The 18,911-nt window shown below is 44.0% G+C and carries 17 protein-coding genes and 6 tRNA genes; 18 read left to right on the top strand and 5 right to left on the bottom strand.

Annotated features, from left to right (window positions below):
• Nucleotides 1-219: 219 nt before the first annotated feature.
• The 3 genes from KFE26_RS06260 to purM form a co-directional block, all read right to left on the bottom strand.
• A complete protein-coding gene (locus tag KFE26_RS06260) occupies nt 220-966 on the bottom strand; it encodes an HAD-IIA family hydrolase (RefSeq protein ID WP_028760358.1) in 747 nt (248 codons plus the stop codon).
• Between the two features lie 158 nt (nt 967-1,124).
• Entirely contained in the window at nt 1,125-1,769 is a 645-nt protein-coding gene (purN, locus tag KFE26_RS06265) for a phosphoribosylglycinamide formyltransferase (protein WP_028760357.1), read from the bottom strand.
• Complete coding sequence (gene purM, locus KFE26_RS06270) at nt 1,769-2,806, bottom strand: phosphoribosylformylglycinamidine cyclo-ligase (protein WP_212599929.1); 1,038 nt, start codon at nt 2,804-2,806, stop codon at nt 1,769-1,771. The genes purN and purM overlap by 1 nt, the downstream gene beginning before the upstream one ends.
• A 330-nt stretch (nt 2,807-3,136) precedes the next feature.
• Here purM and upp point away from each other — a divergent pair, with 330 nt between their 5' ends.
• On the top strand, nt 3,137-3,763 hold the full coding sequence (upp, locus tag KFE26_RS06275) for a uracil phosphoribosyltransferase (protein ID WP_011789711.1): 627 nt from the start codon (nt 3,137-3,139) through the stop codon (nt 3,761-3,763).
• Nucleotides 3,764-4,016: 253 nt separating this feature from the next.
• A complete protein-coding gene (locus tag KFE26_RS06280; protein WP_212599930.1) occupies nt 4,017-5,432 on the top strand; it encodes a GGDEF domain-containing protein in 1,416 nt (471 codons plus the stop codon).
• A gap of 165 nt (nt 5,433-5,597) precedes the next feature.
• Here the strand turns inward: KFE26_RS06280 and KFE26_RS06285 are convergent, their stop codons facing one another.
• Nucleotides 5,598-6,917 carry a Na+/H+ antiporter family protein gene (locus KFE26_RS06285; protein WP_168823896.1) on the bottom strand — a complete coding sequence of 440 codons (1,320 nt, stop codon included), beginning with the start codon at nt 6,915-6,917 and terminating at the stop codon, nt 5,598-5,600.
• 385 nt (nt 6,918-7,302) lie between these two features.
• On the opposite strand from KFE26_RS06285, the gene KFE26_RS06290 reads away from it, so the two are divergent.
• Nucleotides 7,303-7,908 (top strand): peroxiredoxin C, encoded by a 606-nt coding sequence (locus KFE26_RS06290; RefSeq protein WP_006081247.1) that lies wholly within the window; start codon nt 7,303-7,305, stop codon nt 7,906-7,908.
• Nucleotides 7,909-8,009: 101 nt separating this feature from the next.
• On the opposite strand, the gene rnt is transcribed toward KFE26_RS06290, so the two are convergent.
• A complete protein-coding gene (gene rnt / locus KFE26_RS06295; protein WP_113938783.1) occupies nt 8,010-8,678 on the bottom strand; it encodes a ribonuclease T in 669 nt (222 codons plus the stop codon).
• Nucleotides 8,679-8,819: 141 nt separating this feature from the next.
• Between rnt and motY the strand changes: the two genes are divergently transcribed.
• The 15 genes from motY (at nt 8,820) to KFE26_RS06370 (ending at nt 18,905) form a co-directional block, all read left to right on the top strand.
• Nucleotides 8,820-9,689 carry a flagellar protein MotY gene (gene motY, locus KFE26_RS06300; protein WP_113938782.1) on the top strand — a complete coding sequence of 290 codons (870 nt, stop codon included), beginning with the start codon at nt 8,820-8,822 and terminating at the stop codon, nt 9,687-9,689.
• Nucleotides 9,690-10,449: 760 nt separating this feature from the next.
• Entirely contained in the window at nt 10,450-12,633 is a 2,184-nt protein-coding gene (locus tag KFE26_RS06305) for a prolyl oligopeptidase family protein (RefSeq protein ID WP_212599931.1), read from the top strand.
• A gap of 171 nt (nt 12,634-12,804) precedes the next feature.
• Nucleotides 12,805-13,206 (top strand): tol-pal system-associated acyl-CoA thioesterase, encoded by a 402-nt coding sequence (ybgC, locus tag KFE26_RS06310; RefSeq protein ID WP_006081251.1) that lies wholly within the window; start codon nt 12,805-12,807, stop codon nt 13,204-13,206.
• A complete protein-coding gene (tolQ, locus tag KFE26_RS06315; protein ID WP_028760350.1) occupies nt 13,196-13,882 on the top strand; it encodes a protein TolQ in 687 nt (228 codons plus the stop codon). Before ybgC ends, tolQ begins: the two co-directional genes overlap by 11 nt.
• Nucleotides 13,882-14,316, top strand: coding sequence for a protein TolR (gene tolR, locus KFE26_RS06320; RefSeq protein WP_113938780.1), 435 nt, complete (start codon nt 13,882-13,884; stop codon nt 14,314-14,316). The genes tolQ and tolR overlap by 1 nt, the downstream gene beginning before the upstream one ends.
• Nucleotides 14,317-15,354 carry a cell envelope integrity protein TolA gene (tolA, locus tag KFE26_RS06325; protein WP_212599932.1) on the top strand — a complete coding sequence of 346 codons (1,038 nt, stop codon included), beginning with the start codon at nt 14,317-14,319 and terminating at the stop codon, nt 15,352-15,354.
• A 9-nt stretch (nt 15,355-15,363) separates the two neighbouring features.
• Nucleotides 15,364-16,692 carry a Tol-Pal system beta propeller repeat protein TolB gene (gene tolB / locus KFE26_RS06330; protein WP_028760347.1) on the top strand — a complete coding sequence of 443 codons (1,329 nt, stop codon included), beginning with the start codon at nt 15,364-15,366 and terminating at the stop codon, nt 16,690-16,692.
• Between the two features lie 46 nt (nt 16,693-16,738).
• Nucleotides 16,739-17,272 carry a peptidoglycan-associated lipoprotein Pal gene (pal, locus tag KFE26_RS06335; RefSeq protein ID WP_028760346.1) on the top strand — a complete coding sequence of 178 codons (534 nt, stop codon included), beginning with the start codon at nt 16,739-16,741 and terminating at the stop codon, nt 17,270-17,272.
• A 24-nt stretch (nt 17,273-17,296) separates the two neighbouring features.
• Entirely contained in the window at nt 17,297-18,043 is a 747-nt protein-coding gene (gene ybgF, locus KFE26_RS06340) for a tol-pal system protein YbgF (protein ID WP_028760345.1), read from the top strand.
• Nucleotides 18,044-18,185: 142 nt separating this feature from the next.
• Nucleotides 18,186-18,261: transfer RNA gene (locus tag KFE26_RS06345), tRNA-Lys, on the top strand.
• 58 nt (nt 18,262-18,319) lie between these two features.
• Nucleotides 18,320-18,408 (top strand) — tRNA-Lys (locus KFE26_RS06350).
• Nucleotides 18,409-18,445: 37 nt separating this feature from the next.
• A tRNA-Lys gene (locus KFE26_RS06355) sits at nt 18,446-18,521 on the top strand.
• 59 nt (nt 18,522-18,580) lie between these two features.
• Nucleotides 18,581-18,656, top strand: a tRNA-Lys gene (locus tag KFE26_RS06360).
• Between the two features lie 38 nt (nt 18,657-18,694).
• A tRNA-Lys gene (locus KFE26_RS06365) sits at nt 18,695-18,770 on the top strand.
• A 59-nt stretch (nt 18,771-18,829) separates the two neighbouring features.
• Nucleotides 18,830-18,905 (top strand) — tRNA-Lys (locus KFE26_RS06370).
• Nucleotides 18,906-18,911 lie beyond the last annotated feature (6 nt).

The following is an 18,911-nucleotide window of genomic DNA, read 5'->3' on the forward strand; positions in this document are numbered from 1 at the left end:
TGTTGTTTTAATTAAGGTATTTTAGATTTATGTTAATCAATCAGAAGCGAGACTTATCATGAAGCAAGCCGCGGTGAGCCACAAGGTTGAGAAGAAGGTGAATATGTTACTTAATGTTGCTTTACCCTATGCAATACGCCTTTGGGCGAGGCGTGTTGCATAGGTAATGTTTAAACGACTGGCAAGGATGAATTGCTAGACGTAGGATTAGACATCTGTTTAAACAACGTCGATATCGCCAGCGCAGGCAAACACATGGTTCGGGCGGAAGGGTTCTTTGTCGATATCTTCGAGCTTACTCACGCCACTGGTGACCAGAATGGTTTCAAGCCCTGCTTGGAAGCCCGCCAAAATATCGGTACGCATATTGTCGCCTATGATGACAGTGTCTTCCGAGTGCCCATCGATATGATTAAGTGCAGAGCGAATAATCCAAGCGCTCGGTTTGCCCACGTAGAAAGGTTTTTTACCGGTAATACGCTCAATAGGTGAACAGAGTGCACCACAGGCTGGGCTGTAGGCTGGACCGTGGGTATCGGGATTGGTGGCAATAAAGCGCGCGCCGCGTGCGATGAAGCCTGCCGCTTTATGGATCATCTCCCAGTTGTAGGAGCGGGTTTCACCGACAATCACAAAATCGGGGTTAATATCGGTAATGGTAAAGCCTGCTTTGTAGAGTTCGTGGGTGAGGGCGCCTTCGCCAATGACATAGGCCTTGCTGCCTTCTTGGTGTTTTAAAAAGTCGGCGGTGGCCATGGCGGAGGTGTAAAAACATTCTTCAGGAATATCAATACCGGCGGCACTTAAACGGTTTTGCAGATCCTTACCCGTTTGTACGGGATAGTTAGTCAATATCACTAACGGATTGCCTTGCTCTAAAATGCGCTGGATAAATTTGTCGCTGCCGGGGATCAGTTTATTGTCGTGCAGTAGTACACCATCGATATCGCAGATAATATTTTTCATCTAATAGTCTCTTGTCATGCCGATCAAAAATCACTTTTTCGTTAAGTTATCTAATGCCACATTGCCTAAGAAAACAATGCTTTTGTGGAAAATAGTTAAAAAAATAGAGACCCTAAGGTCTCCATTTGTGATCTCGCTACCATTGCTTTAAAGCGAAACTAATCAGGCGCGTAACCGCTTGGGCCGATAAGGTTGCCATCGAGATAGGCTTGGCCATTTTGCATGTTAAGACGTTGCTGACTAAACCATTTCACCACGAGCGGATAAATAGCATGTTCTTGCTCATGCACGCGGGCGGCGAGCATATCAGCCGTATCGTCTTCATAAACAGGCACTTTGGCCTGTAATATCACTGGGCCAGCATCCAGCTCTGGCGTGACAAAATGCACGCTGGCACCATGTTCGCTATCGTTTGCGTCTATGGCACGTTGATGGGTGTTTAAGCCAGTGTATTTAGGTAGCAGCGAAGGATGAATATTGATCATGCGACCTAGGTAATGATTCACGAAATCATCGGTTAAGATCCGCATAAATCCCGCCAGCACGATTAAATCGGGCTGATACTTTTCAATCACTGTCATTAAACGTGCATCGTATTCAGAGCGAGATTCACCTTGGTGAGCTATCACGCAGCTGGTATCAATTTCGCCATGATGGGCGCGCACTAGGCCATAGGCATCAGGTTTATTACTGATGACTCCGACAACTTCGGCCTGCAGATTATCGTCGCAACCGTCGATAACCGCTTGCAGGTTACTGCCATTTCCGGAAATTAATACAACTACACGACAGCTCTGGGGCATTACAGGATCTCCACTTGCTCTTCATTGCCTTCACGATGTGCGATAGCACCGATAAGCCATGCTTGTTCGCCTTCTACAGCCAGTAATGCAAGTGCTGCATCCACTTTATCGGCTGGCAGCGCGACTAACATGCCGACGCCACAGTTGAAGGTGCGATACATTTCGTATTCTGCAATGTTGCCATTTTCCATTAACCAACTGAAAACAGCGGGCCATTGCCATGAATCGCCTTGGATAACCGCTTTTAAATTATCTGGCAGTACGCGTGGGATGTTTTCCCAGAAGCCGCCGCCAGTAATGTGCGCCATCGCATGGACATCAGATGCTTCAATCAGTTTGAGCAATGATTTTACGTAAATTTTGGTTGGCTCAAGTAGATGTTCAATCAGCGGTTTGCCGTTGAGATCTTGTTGAGGGTCTGCTTGGCTCACTTCTAATACTTTACGTACTAAAGAGTAACCATTTGAATGAGGGCCGCTTGAGGCTAATGCAATAAGCGCATCACCCGCTGCCACTTTGCTACCGTCAATAATGTCGGCTTTTTCAACTACACCCACGCAGAAACCCGCTAGGTCGTAATCTTCACCTTCATACATGCCTGGCATTTCAGCGGTTTCACCGCCAATTAACGCACAACCAGATTGGAAACAACCTTCGCCGATGCCGTTGACAACGGACGTTGCCGTTTCAACATCGAGCTTGCCTGTTGCGTAGTAATCGAGGAAAAACAGTGGCTCAGCGCCTTGAACGATCAGATCGTTCACACACATGGCGACTAAGTCTATGCCGACAGTGTCATGTTTTTTATAGTCGATAGCTAAACGTAATTTAGTCCCAACACCATCGGTGCCAGACACTAAAACCGGTTGTTTGTATTTAGTGGGGATTTCACACAAGGCGCCAAAACCACCTAAGTTGCCCATAACTTCTGGACGACGGGTACGTTTAACGGCTGCTTTAATGTTACTTACCAGTGCATTACCTGCATCAATATCAACGCCGGCATCTTTATAGCTCAGTGGGGTAGGTGTGCTCACGGAGGGATCCTCTCGGGTACATCGTTATTGGATTTTATGCGGCGGTATTCTACCAGCTTGTGCTAGGGGTCGAAAGTCATGATTTGGATTTATGCCCCTCGGCGGAGTTTTTTTGGTCTGAATGCGAGATATTCTATTTTTAGAGGTCTTGAGTTTGGTCACAAAATAGTAAATCACAGTAGGTATCTTAGACGATTGGGGATTATTCTTGGGAGATAGCTCACGATTAGACCGAATGGCAAAACTTTCTGTTTTACCTAGTAAACAAATCAACTAGAATCTGAAAAATTTGCCTAAAATAATACGCCGAAAAATAAGCAGGAGAGAAAAATGAAAGTTGTCGAGGTTAAACATCCTTTAGTGCGTCACAAAATCGGTTTAATGCGCGAAGGTGACATTAGCACTAAACGTTTCCGTGAACTAGCCGCCGAAGTGGGTAGTTTATTAACCTATGAAGCTACCGCAGATTTCGAAACTGAAACGGTGACGATTGAAGGCTGGAATGGTCCGGTTGAAGTCGATCAAATCAAAGGTAAGAAAGTCACTGTTGTGCCAATTTTACGTGCGGGTTTGGGCATGATGGACGGCGTACTCGAGCACATTCCAAGTGCGCGTATCTCAGTTGTCGGTATTTACCGTGATGAAGAGACCCTTGAGCCAGTGCCTTATTTTGAGAAGCTGGCCAGCGACATGAACGAGCGTATCGCCTTAGTTGTCGACCCAATGCTCGCGACTGGTGGTTCTATGATTGCGACCGTTGATTTATTGAAAAAGCGCGGTTGTACTTCAATTAAGGCCTTAGTGCTAGTGGCTGCGCCTGAAGGCATTAAAGCCTTAGAAGCGGCGCATCCGGATATTGAATTATATACTGCCGCTATCGATAGATGCTTAAACGAGAAAGGTTATATCCTGCCAGGTCTGGGTGATGCGGGCGATAAAATCTTTGGTACTAAATAGCCAAAGTTGCTAAATAATCAGAGTTGATGATGCTCAATTGAGCGGATGTGGTCAGTAAGGGAGCCTAGGCTCCCTTTTTGTTTTTGTTCAACACAATAATAACAACTTTATCTTAAGCTGCTAAAGTTTAGGACAAGGTAAATAATAATTATCTATTGAAGTTGTTTTTATTGGCTTATTTTGCAATGTTATTGATCGCACTTTACGTTTTGTGCAAGGTACATTGTCGGTAGAACAGGGATTAAGAGGAATTATGGGAAATTCGGCTCTCAACTGGTTATTATTGCGTCGATCATTTGAATTTGCGACCCTCTTGTTTGTCGTACTCCTACTTATTCTATTACCGTTTAAAATCGATAGAGAGCATAAATCCTTTGTGTCTTTTGTAAAAAACGAGCAACTTACACCGAGTTATATTGAACTGCTTGGTAAAAGCTTATCTCTGCACGATATTATTGATTTCAATAAATCCTCTTTAGCGCTTTTTCAGCTTGACCCTTCTAGATTAATGCTGCCGCAAGGGGGAGTGCTTTCCGCAGAAGAAGAGCAAGTATTACGCTATTTTGATTATCTCTATTCCAGTAAAACCAGTAAAAAGACCAATGTCGAAGATATATTCCTGTATGTGGGACTTTATCGCAGTGATGCCATGTATTTTGCCTCCCCAATTCCTGAGGACGTAAAAGCGCGGCTGATTAAAGACCGTACTTCAACGAATGAGTTTTGTCAGAGTCTGCACTATTGCGCGAAAGACGCGACCCCAGAGTCCTTAGCCGATGGAATCGTATTATCCATTCCTTATCAAGATGAAGTCAGTGGAAAAGTCATTTTATCGATGGCATCACCGATTTCATCATCTAATGATCCTAATCATTTCATCGGTGATGTTATTGCCGACACGGCTCTAATGACGTCGGTTTTTATGCGTAATAAACATGTTGAATTGCAGAAAACGGATTATGGTACTGAGTTGGTGATCACGACAGATAGCCTTTGGGCTGAATTGACGCCGGAGTTCTTGTTTTATTCGATGACAAATCATTTAGATAACATGACTTCACTGACATATAAAATCAGTATATTTCGTTTCATTGTGTGGAATTTGCCCCTGTGGTTTTTGTTATCTATCATGATCTTCTTCGTTCAAATTAATATCAATCGTTTTAGGAAACTTCGTACTGAGCGTCAACGGTTTAGTGAAGCGATGTTATTGGATGCTTTTACTCGAACCTATAATAAGAAAGTCTATGAGACCACACTGTTTGATGTCGCAACTAAGGGGCATTACGCGGTGATCTGCGTGGATGGCGACAAAATCAAAACCATTAATGATACCTATGGGCATAAACTCGGGGATATGGCGATCATGCAAATTGTTGATGCGATGCGCAGTGTATTTCGAGAAAATGATTTGTTAATCAGAACCGGCGGTGATGAGTTTGTCGTCATCTTGGCTAATTGTACTTTTGAACGGGCCTTATTGTTGGCTGAACATTTACGTCAGGCGGTCGCAGAGCGGCAGTTTTTAAATGTGCTGACAGTCTCCTGCGGTGTAGCTGATTCGCAAGACTATGCTAACTTTGAAGCAGTACTGCAAGCGGCGGATAAAGCGCTGTATGAGGATAAAAAGAATAAGCAAGGAAGTCGCAAACTTGACCCGACACCTTGATTATCACGTTCATTATTACGTGAGTTATTACGTTAGTTATCGAGTGAATCACTGAGTTAACCAGCAGCCCGCAATAAAAGTGAATACCCGCGATAAAAAACAGCGCGGAGAATGCCGCGCTGTTGTTACTTTCTAATACGGTAATGTAAACATCTGCGATAACACTTACAACACCATTGCTGCAATCCAACCAAACACTAATAGTGGAATATTGTAGTGGATAAATGTTGGGATCACGCTGTCACGAATGTGATCGTGTTGACCATCGGCATTCAAACCTGCAGTGGGACCTAAGGTGGAATCTGATGCTGGCGAGCCCGCATCACCCAGCGCGGCGGCAGTGCCAACTAACGCGATTGTGGCCGCTACTGAAAAACCAAAACTTAATGCCAATGGTACATATATCGTCGCGATAATTGGAATGGTGGAGAAAGACGACCCAATTCCCATAGTGATCAGTAGCCCAACCAGTAGCATCAAAAAGGCTGCGAGGGCTTTATTATCCCCAATGATGTCGCTAAGCGAGGCCACAAGCGTACCCACTTCACCGGTTTCTTTCACTACAGCGGCAAAGCCTGCGGCTGAAATCATGATAAAGCCGATATTGGCCATCATTCGCACACCTTGGTTGAAGATATCTTGGTCGGCGACATGCTTCAAGGCACCCGAAAAACTGAAAATCATGAAGCCGACTAAGGCGCCAAAAATCATAGAGTCAGTTTCAAGTTGTACGATGAGAGTGGCTAATATTGCCAGTGCAGCAATGATGATATTGCGTTTGTTGAGATTTTCTTCAGGTTCAGCGACCAACACTTTTGCCTCGTCGTAAGTCCGAGGTTTACGGTAACTGATGAATACTGCAGTGAGTAACCCTACGACCATACCCGCGGCAGGGATTAACATGGCTGGCGGAATTTGCTCGCGAGCAGCGGCTAAGCCATTGCTGGTTAAGTTGGAAAGCAGAATATCATTTAAGAAAATGCCACCAAACCCAATCGGTAAAATCATATAGGTGGTGACTAGGCCGAAGGTGAGAACACAAGCCACAAGGCGACGGTCGATGTTCAGTTTGGTCATCACATGTAAGAGTGGTGGCACTAAAATCGGAATGAAGGCGATATGGATCGGTAAAATATTCTGTGAAGCCATCGACATGACGAGTAGCGATAACAGCAGTAACCAGCGTACCCAGTTAGTGTTAGTGGGATTAGGATCTTGTCCAAGGCTACTAATGATGCTTCTAGAAATCAGCGTCGTTAAGCCTGAATGCGATAGTGCGACAGCGAAGGCGCCTAATAATGCATAACTGAGCGCAATTTGTGCGCCGCCACCTAAGCCTGTATTAAAGGCATCTATAGTTTGGTGCAGATCCATTCCGCCTACCAATCCCGCCACGAGGGCGCTCACGGTCAGGGCAATAACCACATTCACCCTAGCTAAACTGAGTGCTAACATTAAGCACACTGCAATTACGACTGCATTCATTATCAATTTTCTTAATTCTTTAAGCCAAAGGAGCTATTTTCGACTGCAAAGGCAGTGGATGTCCAGTTTGCCGAGGGCTTATCTGAAAAATATCTGAAAATGTGATCATGCTGGGTTTTGTCTGTTAGCCGAATGTGGATTGCTCCGCACACAGGATACGCAGATTGCTCTATCCTTAGTCAGGCAAAACGGAAATACCCTTGAAAAATGTGATATTGGTCTTAAATAGGTTGTAAGGCACAGCACACGACTTATAATGCCTAAGGATTTGATTGGTAAGAACACCTTTTAATCAGTAAGGATTTAACTTGACCTAGGTTGAGAACATACTGGCTAGAAGGCATCTTGCCTTACACTTAGTTCAACTCATAGATGGAGATATAAAATGAGCGTATTAGTAGGCCGTCAGGCTCCTGATTTTACTGCTGCAGCTGTATTAGGTTCTGGCGAAATCGTTGATAGCTTTAACTTGACTGCAGCCATCAAAGGCAAACCAGCCGTCGTATTCTTCTATCCACTTGACTTCACTTTCGTTTGCCCATCAGAGTTGATCGCTTTTGATCACCGTATGGAAGAGTTCACTAAGCGTGGCGTAGAAGTGATTGGTGTGTCTATCGATTCTCAGTTTACCCACAATGCATGGCGTAACACCCCAGTTGAAAAAGGCGGTATTGGCCAAGTTAAATACACGCTAGTGGCTGATGTTAAACATGAAATCTGTAAAGCATACGATGTTGAGCATCCAGAAGCGGGTGTGGCTTTCCGTGGTTCATTCTTGATCGACAAAGAAGGCATGGTTCGTCATCAAGTCGTTAACGATCTGCCATTAGGCCGTAACGTTGATGAAATGCTACGTATGATCGATGCACTGCAATTCCATGAAGAGCACGGTGATGTTTGTCCTGCTGGTTGGGAAAAAGGCGATAAAGGTATGAATGCAAGCACTGAAGGTGTTGCTGCTTACCTGTCTGAAAACGCAAGCTCACTGTAATTAGTACTTTTCTAATCACAGTCGCCTGTTAAATGAAAAAAGCTGCCAATGGCAGCTTTTTTGTTTTTAAATGGCTTAAGATCTAGTGAGAACCGCTAAATTTATGCCTCAGTACCACTTGCATCCTGCGCATCCACAGCCAGTAATGGCCAGCCACCTAATGATTTCCAACGATTCACGATATGACAAAAAAGCTCCGCGGTACGTTCGGTATCATATAGCGCCGAATGGGCTTCTTTATTATCGAAGGGAATACCCGCCATAATGCATGCCTTGGCAAGTACGGTATGACCAATGGCGAGTCCGGCGAGCGTTGCTGTGTCAAAGGTGGCAAAAGGATGAAACGGCGAGCGTTTTAAGTCGCAACGTTCTATCGCCTTACTCACAAAACCATGATCGAATGCCGCATTGTGCGCCACTATGATACTGCGATGGCAGTCGGAGGCTTTTTGGGCTTTCTTCACGGCTTTAAATATTTCTAAAAAGGCTTCTTTTTCGCTCACCGCTCCCCGTAACGGATTAGTGGGATCAATACCGTTGAACGCTAACGCTTCGGGTTCTAAATTTGCGCCTTCAAAGGGCTCAATGTGGAAGTGTAGGGTTTTATCGATTCCTATCACACCTTCATTGTCCATTTTTAGTAGGGTGACGGCAATTTCTAGCAACGCATCGGTTTGAGAGTTGAAGCCCGCAGTTTCGACATCAATGACTACGGGAAAGTAGCCTCGAAATCGGTATTTCAATTTGTTCGCGTCGCAAATGTCACTCATAAAGTACTCAAGAAAATTCACAGGGCGCTATTATGCTAAATGTGTTGGGGTGTGTCATGCTTGATTGGTGGTTTTATGAGCTAAAGGAACTAAATAGTTTGCCGATAAAGCCATGTAACCGATTAAACATGAGTAAAGGCTATGTGGCGAAAACTGATATTAGTATCAATTTTATGCGTTCCAGCAACTGCAATGGCAGAGTTGCGCCATTATGTCGCCTCTTTAAGTGATTCTCAGTGGCGAGTGAGTGAAAATACTCCCATCGTCTGTCGCCTTGAGCATGATATTCCTTCTTACGGTAAAGCAATTTTTACCAGTGAAGCGGGTAAACAGCAGAATATGACTTTTACCTTAGATATGTGGGTAAAACCTGATCAAGTGACGCAGGCGAAATTAATTAGCCGTGCGCCACAGTGGCGTCCTGGTGTGGTATCGAAAGAGATCACTTCATTACATTATCAAAAGTACTTTAACGGGGAAGTGCCTAAGCGCGCAGCTTGGTCTATGTTAGCAGAGTTGAGTCGCGGTATGGAACCAACGTTCTACTATGCTGATTGGTATAATGAGTCGAATAAGATAGCTGTGGGTTTGTCTTCAGCTAATTTTGGCCGTAAATATACTGAGTTTAAAGCTTGTCTAGCGCATTTATTGCCCTATAGCTTTGAAGATATTGCTTTTACTGTATTAAATTACGATGAAGGCGGTACCGATTTAACTCGTTTCTCCCAGCAACAACTGTCTCGGGTGCAAGAATATTTAGCCTATGATCCCTTGGTAGAGTTAGTGCTGGTGGATGCGTATACCGACAGTTATGGTGGCCGTTCAGTAAACCAGAAAGTGTCGGATACACGAGCTGCGTCGGTAAAAGAGTTCTTTGTTGCCAGTGGTATTCCTCAAGATCGTATTGTCACATTCGGGCATGGTGAGCGTCGTCACGTGGCCTCCAATGATGATATGGATGAAAGGGCGCGTAACCGTCGTGTTGTTATACGGATCAGTAAACCTTTGTAGTGTTTGTTTTACCTAGGTTTTAAGTATTTTTCAATGCCAAGTTTATGACTTGGCATTGTCGTTTTTAAAAGAAGGAGAGTTCAGGCAGTATGCCACTTTAATCGAATGATTCGCTCAATTTGCGCGTATGGGTAAAAATAATGAGATTTTTTAATTTGTAGATATGACATATCTACCTCAACAAGTACTGCAGAAAGCGAGAGTGGGATAAGTACGAGTAATATAGATGAAGTATAAAACTTGGCCGTTGCAATAATCAGGATAGTGTTTGAAATGCTAAAAAAAAGCCCGCTTAAACTAAGCGGGCCGCAAAAATAATGCATTTGCAATCAACAAATTGAAGGAAGGAAGTCAAGCATAAGAACCAGAAAAGAAACTGAAGTGTTGGGAACACACCAGTTTAAAAGTTCTTTGTTTTCGATATCTGCAAGCAGTTATCTCCTGAAAACAAGCACATTCTATTGGGAAACCTGTTGTAAAACAAACGAGAAAAATTGCCCATAAACATTAGTAATTCTAATGGCTATAAAGGTGACTTATATCACTTAAGTCACTATTTACCTTGATTAATAACTTATAACTCACTATTAATGCATAATAATACACTTCAATAAGCTTATCCTTGCTGCTATTTTGTTAAATTCACGATACAGCTTAAAAAACTTCATATTAAGTTACGCCATTGCCATGATTTTTTTTGCTTGTATAGTACTTGCTGAAAAGGCCTTAAGCCCGAAACCATAAGAAGGACGACAACACGATGGCATTAAGATTTCGCCTTGCAAAGCAAGGTTTGTTAGTGGCCACATTGGGGATGGCACTCGGTGCCTGCCAAAGTGGCAATGCACCTGAGCAAAATTCGACTGAGCAGGCAAGCGCAACTAAACTCGTTTACCCTGTTACTGAAAAAGATGACCTCGTCGAAACCATTCATGGTGTCGCAGTGGCCGACCCTTATCGTCATCTGGAGGCCAATACGCCTGAAACTGAAGAGTGGGTAAAAGAACAACAAGACTTTGGTCAAGCCTACCTCGCTAAGATCCCCAATAAACAAGCTGTGGTCGAACGTATTACAGAACTTTGGAATTACGAAAAAGTCTCTGCTCCGTTTGAAAACGGCGACAATCAATTTTACTACCGTAATGATGGCCTACAGGCGCAATCGGTTTTGTACGTTAAAGGTTTAGATGGTGTTGAAAAGCCTGTTCTTGACCCAAATAAACTGTCTGCGGATGGTACTGTTGCCTTATCCGGCGTTGCTGTGAGTAATGACGGTAAAATTTTAGCTTATGGCGTTTCAAATTCTGGCTCAGATTGGCAGCAATGGCAGTTCGTTGATATCGCAACCGGTAAGAAACTGGCCGATGAACTGAAATGGATTAAATTTTCTAGCGCAGTGTGGGATAAAGAAAACCAAGGCGTGTTTTATGCCCGTTATGATGCCCCAGCAGGGGGTGATGTCTTAGCTGACGTTAATTTTAACCAAAAAGTGTATTATCACAAATTAGGTACAGACCAACATCAAGATCTATTGATTTATGAGCGTCCACAGAATAAAGATTGGGGCTTTGGTATTGATGTCTCTGAGAAAGGTGAATACTTATTACTGTCGATTTCTCAAGGTACGGATAAGCGTAATCGTTTCTTCTATAAATCGTTATTTGAGCCTAAATCCCAAGTGGTGGAATTGATCCTCAAATTAGAAGCTGAATATGAGTTTCTCGGTAATGATGGTTCAGTGTTTTATTTCAAAACCGATTTAGAGGCGCCTAATGGTAAAGTGATTGCGATTGACACCCGCAATAGTGATAAATCGCAATGGCAAACGATTATTCCTGAGTCTAAAGATCCGATTAATAATGTCGCCATTATTAATGACCATTTAGTGGTGAGTTATTTACATGATGTGTTAGGTCAATTATCGATTTACAGTATGGGTGGTCAGAAGCGTCAAGATGTGACATTGCCTGGTCTTGGCAATGTGGCAGGGCCTTTTGGTAAAGCCAGCAAAGATTATTTCTATTATGTGTTCAATAGTTATATTCAGCCTGAAACCACCTATAAGTTTGATTTTAAAACTGGTGGTTCAACTGTCATTGCTAAACCCAAAGTCTCGTTTAATCCCGATGACTATGTTTCTGAGCAGGTTTTCTATAGTAGCAAAGACGGTACGCGTGTGCCTATGATGCTCTCCTATAAAAAGGGCTTAGTGAAAAACGGTCAAAATCCGACATTACTTTATGCCTATGGTGGTTTTGCCATTTCGATGACACCACGTTTTAGCCCTGCCAATATCGCTTGGTTAGACATGGGCGGCATTTATGCTGTGCCGAGTTTACGTGGCGGTGCTGAGTATGGCGAAAGCTGGCATCAAGCGGGGATGTTCGACAAAAAGCAAAATGTGTTTGATGACTATTATGCTGCTGCGGAATATCTGGTAAGCGAAAAATACACCAACAGCTCTAAACTCGGTGCCTATGGCCGCAGTAATGGTGGTCTGTTGATGGGCGCTGCTGTGACTCAACGTCCTGAACTTTTTGCTGCCGTATTACCTGCCGTGGGCGTGTTGGATATGCTGCGTTTCCACAAGTTCACTATTGGTTGGGCTTGGACGAGTGAATACGGCAGTGCCGATAAAGCAGAGCAATTCCCTGCGCTATTGGCTTATTCGCCCTATCACAATGTAAAAGCGCAAGCTTATCCTGCGACTATGGTAATGACAGCGGATCATGATGATCGTGTTGTGCCATTACACAGTTTCAAGTTTGCGGCCATGCTGCAGGAGAAGCAGCTGGGCAATAAACCAGTCATTATGCGTATCGAGTCAAATGCTGGTCATGGAGCGGGTAAGCCCACGGCGATGAAGATCGACGAATTTGCCGACATCTACAGTTTCTTGTGGCAGAGTTTTGGCTTAACCTTGCCACAAGCTATCGCAAAATAACTAACTATGTTAATAAAATGGGGTCGTTTGACCCCATTCTCTTTTACAATTGCCCCTATTCATCTGAAACCCGCGCTATTCCTATCTATATCTTCATCGGGTCATTCACAAGTCTTGTTTCCCTAGGTATAGTAAGCGTCAATTTTTCAACCAAAATTTGCTTATTTTCAAATGATGTTTCATTGGCCAATTTCAGTCTATTACGAAGACACCGATGCTGGTGGCGTTGTCTATCATTCGAACTACCTCAACTTTTTTGAGCGCGCGCGAACCGAGTGGCTAAAAGCCCTTGGCGTGAGTCAGACTGCGTTATTAGCCGACGACACTGCTTTTGTCGTAAAGCGTGCGGAACTCGATTTTCGCAAAGCAGCACGTTTTGAACAGAACCTTATTGTTGAAACTAAGGTCATAGAGTTGAAAAAGGCCTCGTTGATCTTTCATCAACGCTTGGTCGATAAACAGGGAGACTGTTATTGTGAAGGCACAGTGCTGGTTGTTTGTGTTGCGCTATCACGTATGCGTCCCCGAGCTATTCCCTTAAATATTGTGCAGGAGTTTGACAGTGCAAGCTGATATGTCGATTGTTGGGTTATTTTTACAAGCCAGTTTATTAGTGAAATTTGTTATGTTCACTTTACTTTGCTTGTCGGTGATGTCTTGGACGGTGATTTTACAACGCCGTAGCTTACTGACATCCGCAAAAAGTAAATCGGCGAAGTTTGAAGACAAATTTTGGTCAGGTGTTGATTTAAACCGTTTGTATAAAGAATTATCATCTCGTCCAGATAATAGCGGTTTAGAGTCATTATTTGTGACTGGCTTTAAGGAATATTCACGCTTGAATAAATTAAATAGCAAAGTGCCCGATGCCGTCATGGATGGTACATCGCGAGCTATGCGTGTGACCTTGTCTCGCGAAATGGAAAAGTTAGAAGCTAACTTACCGTTATTAGCTACGATTGGTTCGACTAGCCCTTATATCGGTTTATTTGGTACTGTATGGGGGATCATGAATTCTTTTATCGCTATTGGTTCGATGGAAAACGCGACCTTAGCTATGGTTGCCCCCGGTATTGCTGAAGCTTTGATTGCAACGGCTATGGGTCTATTTGCTGCAATTCCAGCGGTAATTGCGTACAACCGTTTCTCGACTCAAGTCGATAAATTAGAAATGGCTTACGCAAACTTTATGGAAGAGTTCTCCAGCATTTTGCATCGCCAAGCATACAGTGAGAAGGAAGGGGCATAATGCAACCAGCTTATCAGCGCAAACGTCGCCGCCCCGTTGCTGAAATCAACGTGGTGCCTTATATCGACGTCATGCTCGTGCTGTTAATTATTTTTATGGTAACAGCACCCATAGTGACCCAAGGGGTCAAAGTTGAGCTGCCTCAAGGGGCGGCAGAAGTTTTACCCAATGACAGTAAACCGCCCATTGTTGCTTCAATCGATGGTGATGGTGATTACTTCCTCAATAAAGGCGGTTCAACGAATGTGCCTATGGATTTGGAAGAATTGGCAACGGAAGTGGCTGCACTTATCGTGACTGAACCTGAGCGTCCTGTTGTGGTTAAAGCCGATAGAAATATTCCTTACGATAAAGTGATTCAGTTGATGGTGACACTGCAGCAAGCTGGCGTGCCATCAGTCGGTTTGATGACGGATTCACCCAAGGAGAAATAGGTGGCAGATAAGTCAAATGTAACATTACCTCTGTCAATTTCAGCGGGTATTCATATTGGCGTGATAATTATTCTGGCGTTAGGAATAGATTTTTCTCACAAACCTGAGCCTATGCAACAAGTTAGCGCACCAGCAATCAAAGCTGTTATGGTTGATCAGCAAAAAGTGGCTAATCAAGTTGAGAAACTTAAGCAAGAAAAGCGTGATGCCGAACGCCGTGAGCAAGAACGTCAAGCCGAGCTTGAACGCAAAGCTCAAGAAGCGAAACAGGCACGCGAGCGCGAACAAGCTCAGATTAAACAGCTAGAGCAAGAACGTAAGCAGCAGGAAATTGAGATTCAAAAAGTCAATGAAGCGACCAAACTAGCCCAGGTGAAACAGCAGCAGGAAAAGGAAAAGGCGGTCAAAGCCGAAGCCGACCGTAAGCTGAAAGAGCAGGAGCGTAAGGTTGCTGAAGACGCCGCACAAAAAGCCGCTGAAAAACGTAAGGTTGAAGAAGCTGCTGCAGTGAAAGCTGAAACTGACCGTAAGCAAAAAGCAGATGCGGAAGCTAAAGCAGATGCCAAAGCTAAAGCAGATGCTAAAGCTAAAGCAGATGCCAAAGCTAAAGCGGATGCTAAAGCTAAAGCAGATGCTAAAGCTAAAGCAGATGCTAAAGCTAAAGCGGATGCTAAAGCCCTTGCCGATCAAGAGCAGGAAATGGCTGATGCATTAGCGGCTGAGCAAGCGGCGCTGTCGCAAACCATGAATAAGCAGATGCAGAGTGAAGTCGGTAAGTATCAGGCAATGATAAAATCAACTATTCAACGTAATTTGGTAGTGGATGAATCTATGCGTGGAAAGACTTGTACTGTCTCTGTGCGTTTAGCGAATGATGGGTTTGTGATCAGCAGCCAAACAAAAGGTGGTGATCCCAACGTTTGTCGTGCAGCAAAAGCGGCGATTTTGAAAGCGGGCAAACTGCCTGTGTCTCCGGATCCTGCGGTTTATAACTTGATGAAAGAAATTAACTTAATCGTTGAACCAACGTTTAATTAAAGGAGCACCATGAAAATATTGGCAAAATGGTTAGCACTGGCAGTTCTGCTGTGCACCACCCCCGCGAAAGCGGCATTGGATATTGTGATTACAGAAGGTGTTGACGCAGCGCGTCCCATCGCTGTGATGCCTTTTGTATGGCAAGGTCCTGGCGCACCGCCACAAGCGATTGCTGATGTGGTGATGTCTGACTTAGCTCGTAGCGGTACCTTTAAACCTTTAGACGAGCTCGGACTACCTCAGCGCAATATTGGTGCTTTGGCTCAGTTTCAACCTAGTTCATGGTCTAGCGTTGGCGCAGAAGCTGTGGTGTTAGGTACTGTGAAACCTTACGGAACCGATCAGTATTTGGTGAGCTTTGATTTAATCGATTTAGTTAAAGCACAAAACCAAGCATTGAAAGGCTCAGTCAGTGCTACAGAATTTTTGATGGACAGTCGCCAAACTGTGATTTCAGCAGCACAATTTCGTCAATATGGTCATAGAATTAGCGATATCGTCTATGAAAAGTTAACCGGTATTCGCGGTGCATTCTTAACGCGGATCTCCTACGTCGTGGTCAATCATACTCAAAAAGCACCTTATCAGTTGATGGTTGCTGACTATGATGGTTTTAACGAGCAAATGTTACTGCGCTCACCTGAGCCATTAATGTCACCCACTTGGTCGCCTGATGGGCGTCGTTTGGCGTATGTTAGCTTTGAAAATAAAAAAGCAGAGATTTTCGTACAAGACCTTTATACCCAAGTGCGCACTAAAGTGAGCTCTTTCCCTGGTATTAACGGTGCGCCGGCTTTCTCTCCTGATGGCAAATCTTTGGCTGTGACGCTGTCTAAGGATGGTCAGCCTGAGATCTATGTTATCGATATTGCGACAAAAGCGATTAAACGTATTACCAATCACTATGCTATCGATACTGAACCATCATGGTATCCTGATGGAAAGTCGTTGATTTTCACCTCTGAACGTGGTGGTAGACCGCAAATTTATCGCGTAGAGTTAAGTTCAGGTAAAGTGAGTCGTGAAACATTTGAAGGTGAATGGAACCTTGGTGGTTCAATTACGCCAGATGGACGTAGTATGATTTTTGTTAACCGTACTAACGGTAAGTTTAATATTGCGCGTATGGATTTAAATACGCGTTTTATGCAGGTGCTAACCTCTACACGCTTGGATGAATCCCCAAGTGTGGCGCCTAATGGTACTATGGTCATATATGGCACTACACACCAAGGTAAGCAAGTATTGGCAGCTGTTTCTACGGATGGACGCTTTAAAGCGAGATTACCCGTGGGTCAAGGCGAGGTGAAATCACCTTCTTGGTCTCCGTTTCTCTAATGTTATACCTTGATTTAATCACATTTAATTTTATAAGGAACACGTAATGGATCTGAATAAGTTGTTAAAAGCTATGTTGGTAGCACTTCCAATTATGGCTATTAGTGCATGTAGCTCAACTTCAGAATCAGAAACTGATGCAATGGGCTCAACAAACGGTTCAGGTAGCGAACTGAATGGTGGCATTCAAACTGGTGGTGTGGGTGCTATGTTGTCATCTGAAGAGCAGCAACGTCAGCAGTTAGAAGAGTTGAGAAAAGAACACATCATTTACTTCGATTTCGACCGCAGTGAAGTTCAAACTGAATTCGCCGCTGTATTAGAAGCTCATGGTACTTACTTAGTTGAGCACCCAAGTGTGCGCGTACTGATTGAAGGTCATGCGGACGAGCGTGGCACTCCTGAGTACAACATTGCTCTGGGCGAACGTCGTGCTAAAGCCGTTGCTAAATACCTACAAGGTATGGGCGTACAGCCAAGCCAAATGAGCGTAGTCAGCTATGGCGAAGAAAAACCACTTGATTTTTCTCGCACTGATGAAGGTTTTGGCAAAAACCGTCGTGCAGTTTTAGTTTACTAAGATTGAATCTCGGAGAGTAACACAATGAAACGTGCCGTCTTAATTACGGCAATGTTCCTTGGTGCGGGCGCTGCAGTTGCAGCGCCTGCTCCTGTGGAAGATATTGCTGGTGGTTCGGGTGATGACAGACTTGCTCGTATCGAACGTATTGTAAAATCGAGACAACAAAGTGAGCTCGAGATGCAACGTCGTCTTGATACACTGCAGCAGGAAGTTCTCGATTTACGCGGTTTAACCGAACAACAGAATTATCAGATTGAGCAGATGCAAGAGCGTCAGCGTCAGTTATATGATGAGCTTGCTAATTTATCCTCAAAGGCATCTGCCGCACCTGCAGCTGCAGCGACATCAATCCCCTCTGTGGTATCGACCAATGCTGCCGCAAGTAGTTTAAGTGAAACTGCAAGTTATGAAAATGCCGTTAACTTAGTCTTAAAAGAGCGTAAGTATGACGATGCTATTCCTGCCTTCCGTGCTTTTATCAAACAATATCCAGACTCTGTGTATGCTGCGAATGCGAACTATTGGTTAGGACAGCTATTATTTAATAAGAGCGAATTTGCAGAAGCCAAACAAGCCTTCAAAACTGTGGTTGATCGTTTTAGTGATTCTAATAAACGTGGCGATAGTTTAGTGAAGCTTGGCATGATCGCCGAGAAAACCGGTGATAAAGCTGGTGCGATGCAATACTACCAACAAGTTGTCAAAGATTACGCAAACAGCGCCGCAGCACGCATTGCACAGCAGCAACTGGCTGCAATTAAAGCGTAATTAACTAAAAAACATACTCTTAGTCTGTTTTTCATGCAAACGACAAAAAATTGGGAATTTGCGCTTGCATGAGAAGATGAAAAAGGTATTATAGGCGCCCTCAGAGCGGCGAGGTCGTTCGGGGCGTGAAATACCAGTAAATGGGTCGTTAGCTCAGTCGGTAGAGCAGTTGGCTTTTAACCAATTGGTCGAAGGTTCGAATCCTTCACGACCCACCACTTACTCTAATGAATAGAATAAGTTAGTGGTATTTAGTGAGATAGTCAGTAGTACAATGGGTCGTTAGCTCAGTCGCTTTTTATAAAGCTAGGGCAGTTGGCTTTTAACCAATCAGTCGAATGGTTCTAATCCTTAATGACACACCACTTTACTGAAAGTGCATAAATCAGCGCAACACCAGATGGGTCGTTAGCTCAGTCGGTAGAGCAGTTGGCTTTTAACCAATTGGTCGAAGGTTCGAATCCTTCACGACCCACCACTTATTATTCGCATTGTTGATGCCAAAATAAGTGAACATTTTTATCGTAATACCTAGATGGGTCGTTAGCTCAGTCGGTAGAGCAGTTGGCTTTTAACCAATTGGTCGAAGGTTCGAATCCTTCACGACCCACCACTTTACTGAAAGTGCATAAATCAGCGTTATACCTCGATGGGTCGTTAGCTCAGTCGGTAGAGCAGTTGGCTTTTAACCAATTGGTCGAAGGTTCGAATCCTTCACGACCCACCACTTATTATTCGCATTGTTGATGCCAAAATAAGTGAACATTTTTATCGTAATACCTAGATGGGTCGTTAGCTCAGTCGGTAGAGCAGTTGGCTTTTAACCAATTGGTCGAAGGTTCGAATCCTTCACGACCCACCACTTATT

Origin of the sequence: Shewanella sp. M16 (genome assembly GCF_018224605.1) — a bacterium.
GTDB lineage: Bacteria > Pseudomonadota > Gammaproteobacteria > Enterobacterales > Shewanellaceae > Shewanella > Shewanella oncorhynchi.

What these genes read in the sequence shown, in the direction of transcription:
- KFE26_RS06280 (WP_212599930.1), top strand. Translation starts at nt 4,017, where the DNA reads ATGGGAAATTCGGCTCTCAACTGGTTATTATTGCGTCGATCATTTGAA.
- rnt (WP_113938783.1), bottom strand. Translation starts at nt 8,678, where the DNA reads ATGAGTGACATTTGCGACGCGAACAAATTGAAATACCGATTTCGAGGC.
- upp (WP_011789711.1), top strand. Translation starts at nt 3,137, where the DNA reads ATGAAAGTTGTCGAGGTTAAACATCCTTTAGTGCGTCACAAAATCGGT.
- motY (WP_113938782.1), top strand. Translation starts at nt 8,820, where the DNA reads ATGTGGCGAAAACTGATATTAGTATCAATTTTATGCGTTCCAGCAACT.
- tolR (WP_113938780.1), top strand. Translation starts at nt 13,882, where the DNA reads ATGCAACCAGCTTATCAGCGCAAACGTCGCCGCCCCGTTGCTGAAATC.
- KFE26_RS06305 (WP_212599931.1), top strand. Translation starts at nt 10,450, where the DNA reads ATGGCATTAAGATTTCGCCTTGCAAAGCAAGGTTTGTTAGTGGCCACA.
- pal (WP_028760346.1), top strand. Translation starts at nt 16,739, where the DNA reads ATGGATCTGAATAAGTTGTTAAAAGCTATGTTGGTAGCACTTCCAATT.
- ybgC (WP_006081251.1), top strand. Translation starts at nt 12,805, where the DNA reads ATGATGTTTCATTGGCCAATTTCAGTCTATTACGAAGACACCGATGCT.
- purN (WP_028760357.1), bottom strand. Translation starts at nt 1,769, where the DNA reads ATGCCCCAGAGCTGTCGTGTAGTTGTATTAATTTCCGGAAATGGCAGT.
- KFE26_RS06285 (WP_168823896.1), bottom strand. Translation starts at nt 6,917, where the DNA reads ATGAATGCAGTCGTAATTGCAGTGTGCTTAATGTTAGCACTCAGTTTA.
- KFE26_RS06260 (WP_028760358.1), bottom strand. Translation starts at nt 966, where the DNA reads ATGAAAAATATTATCTGCGATATCGATGGTGTACTACTGCACGACAAT.
- ybgF (WP_028760345.1), top strand. Translation starts at nt 17,297, where the DNA reads ATGAAACGTGCCGTCTTAATTACGGCAATGTTCCTTGGTGCGGGCGCT.
- KFE26_RS06290 (WP_006081247.1), top strand. Translation starts at nt 7,303, where the DNA reads ATGAGCGTATTAGTAGGCCGTCAGGCTCCTGATTTTACTGCTGCAGCT.
- tolB (WP_028760347.1), top strand. Translation starts at nt 15,364, where the DNA reads ATGAAAATATTGGCAAAATGGTTAGCACTGGCAGTTCTGCTGTGCACC.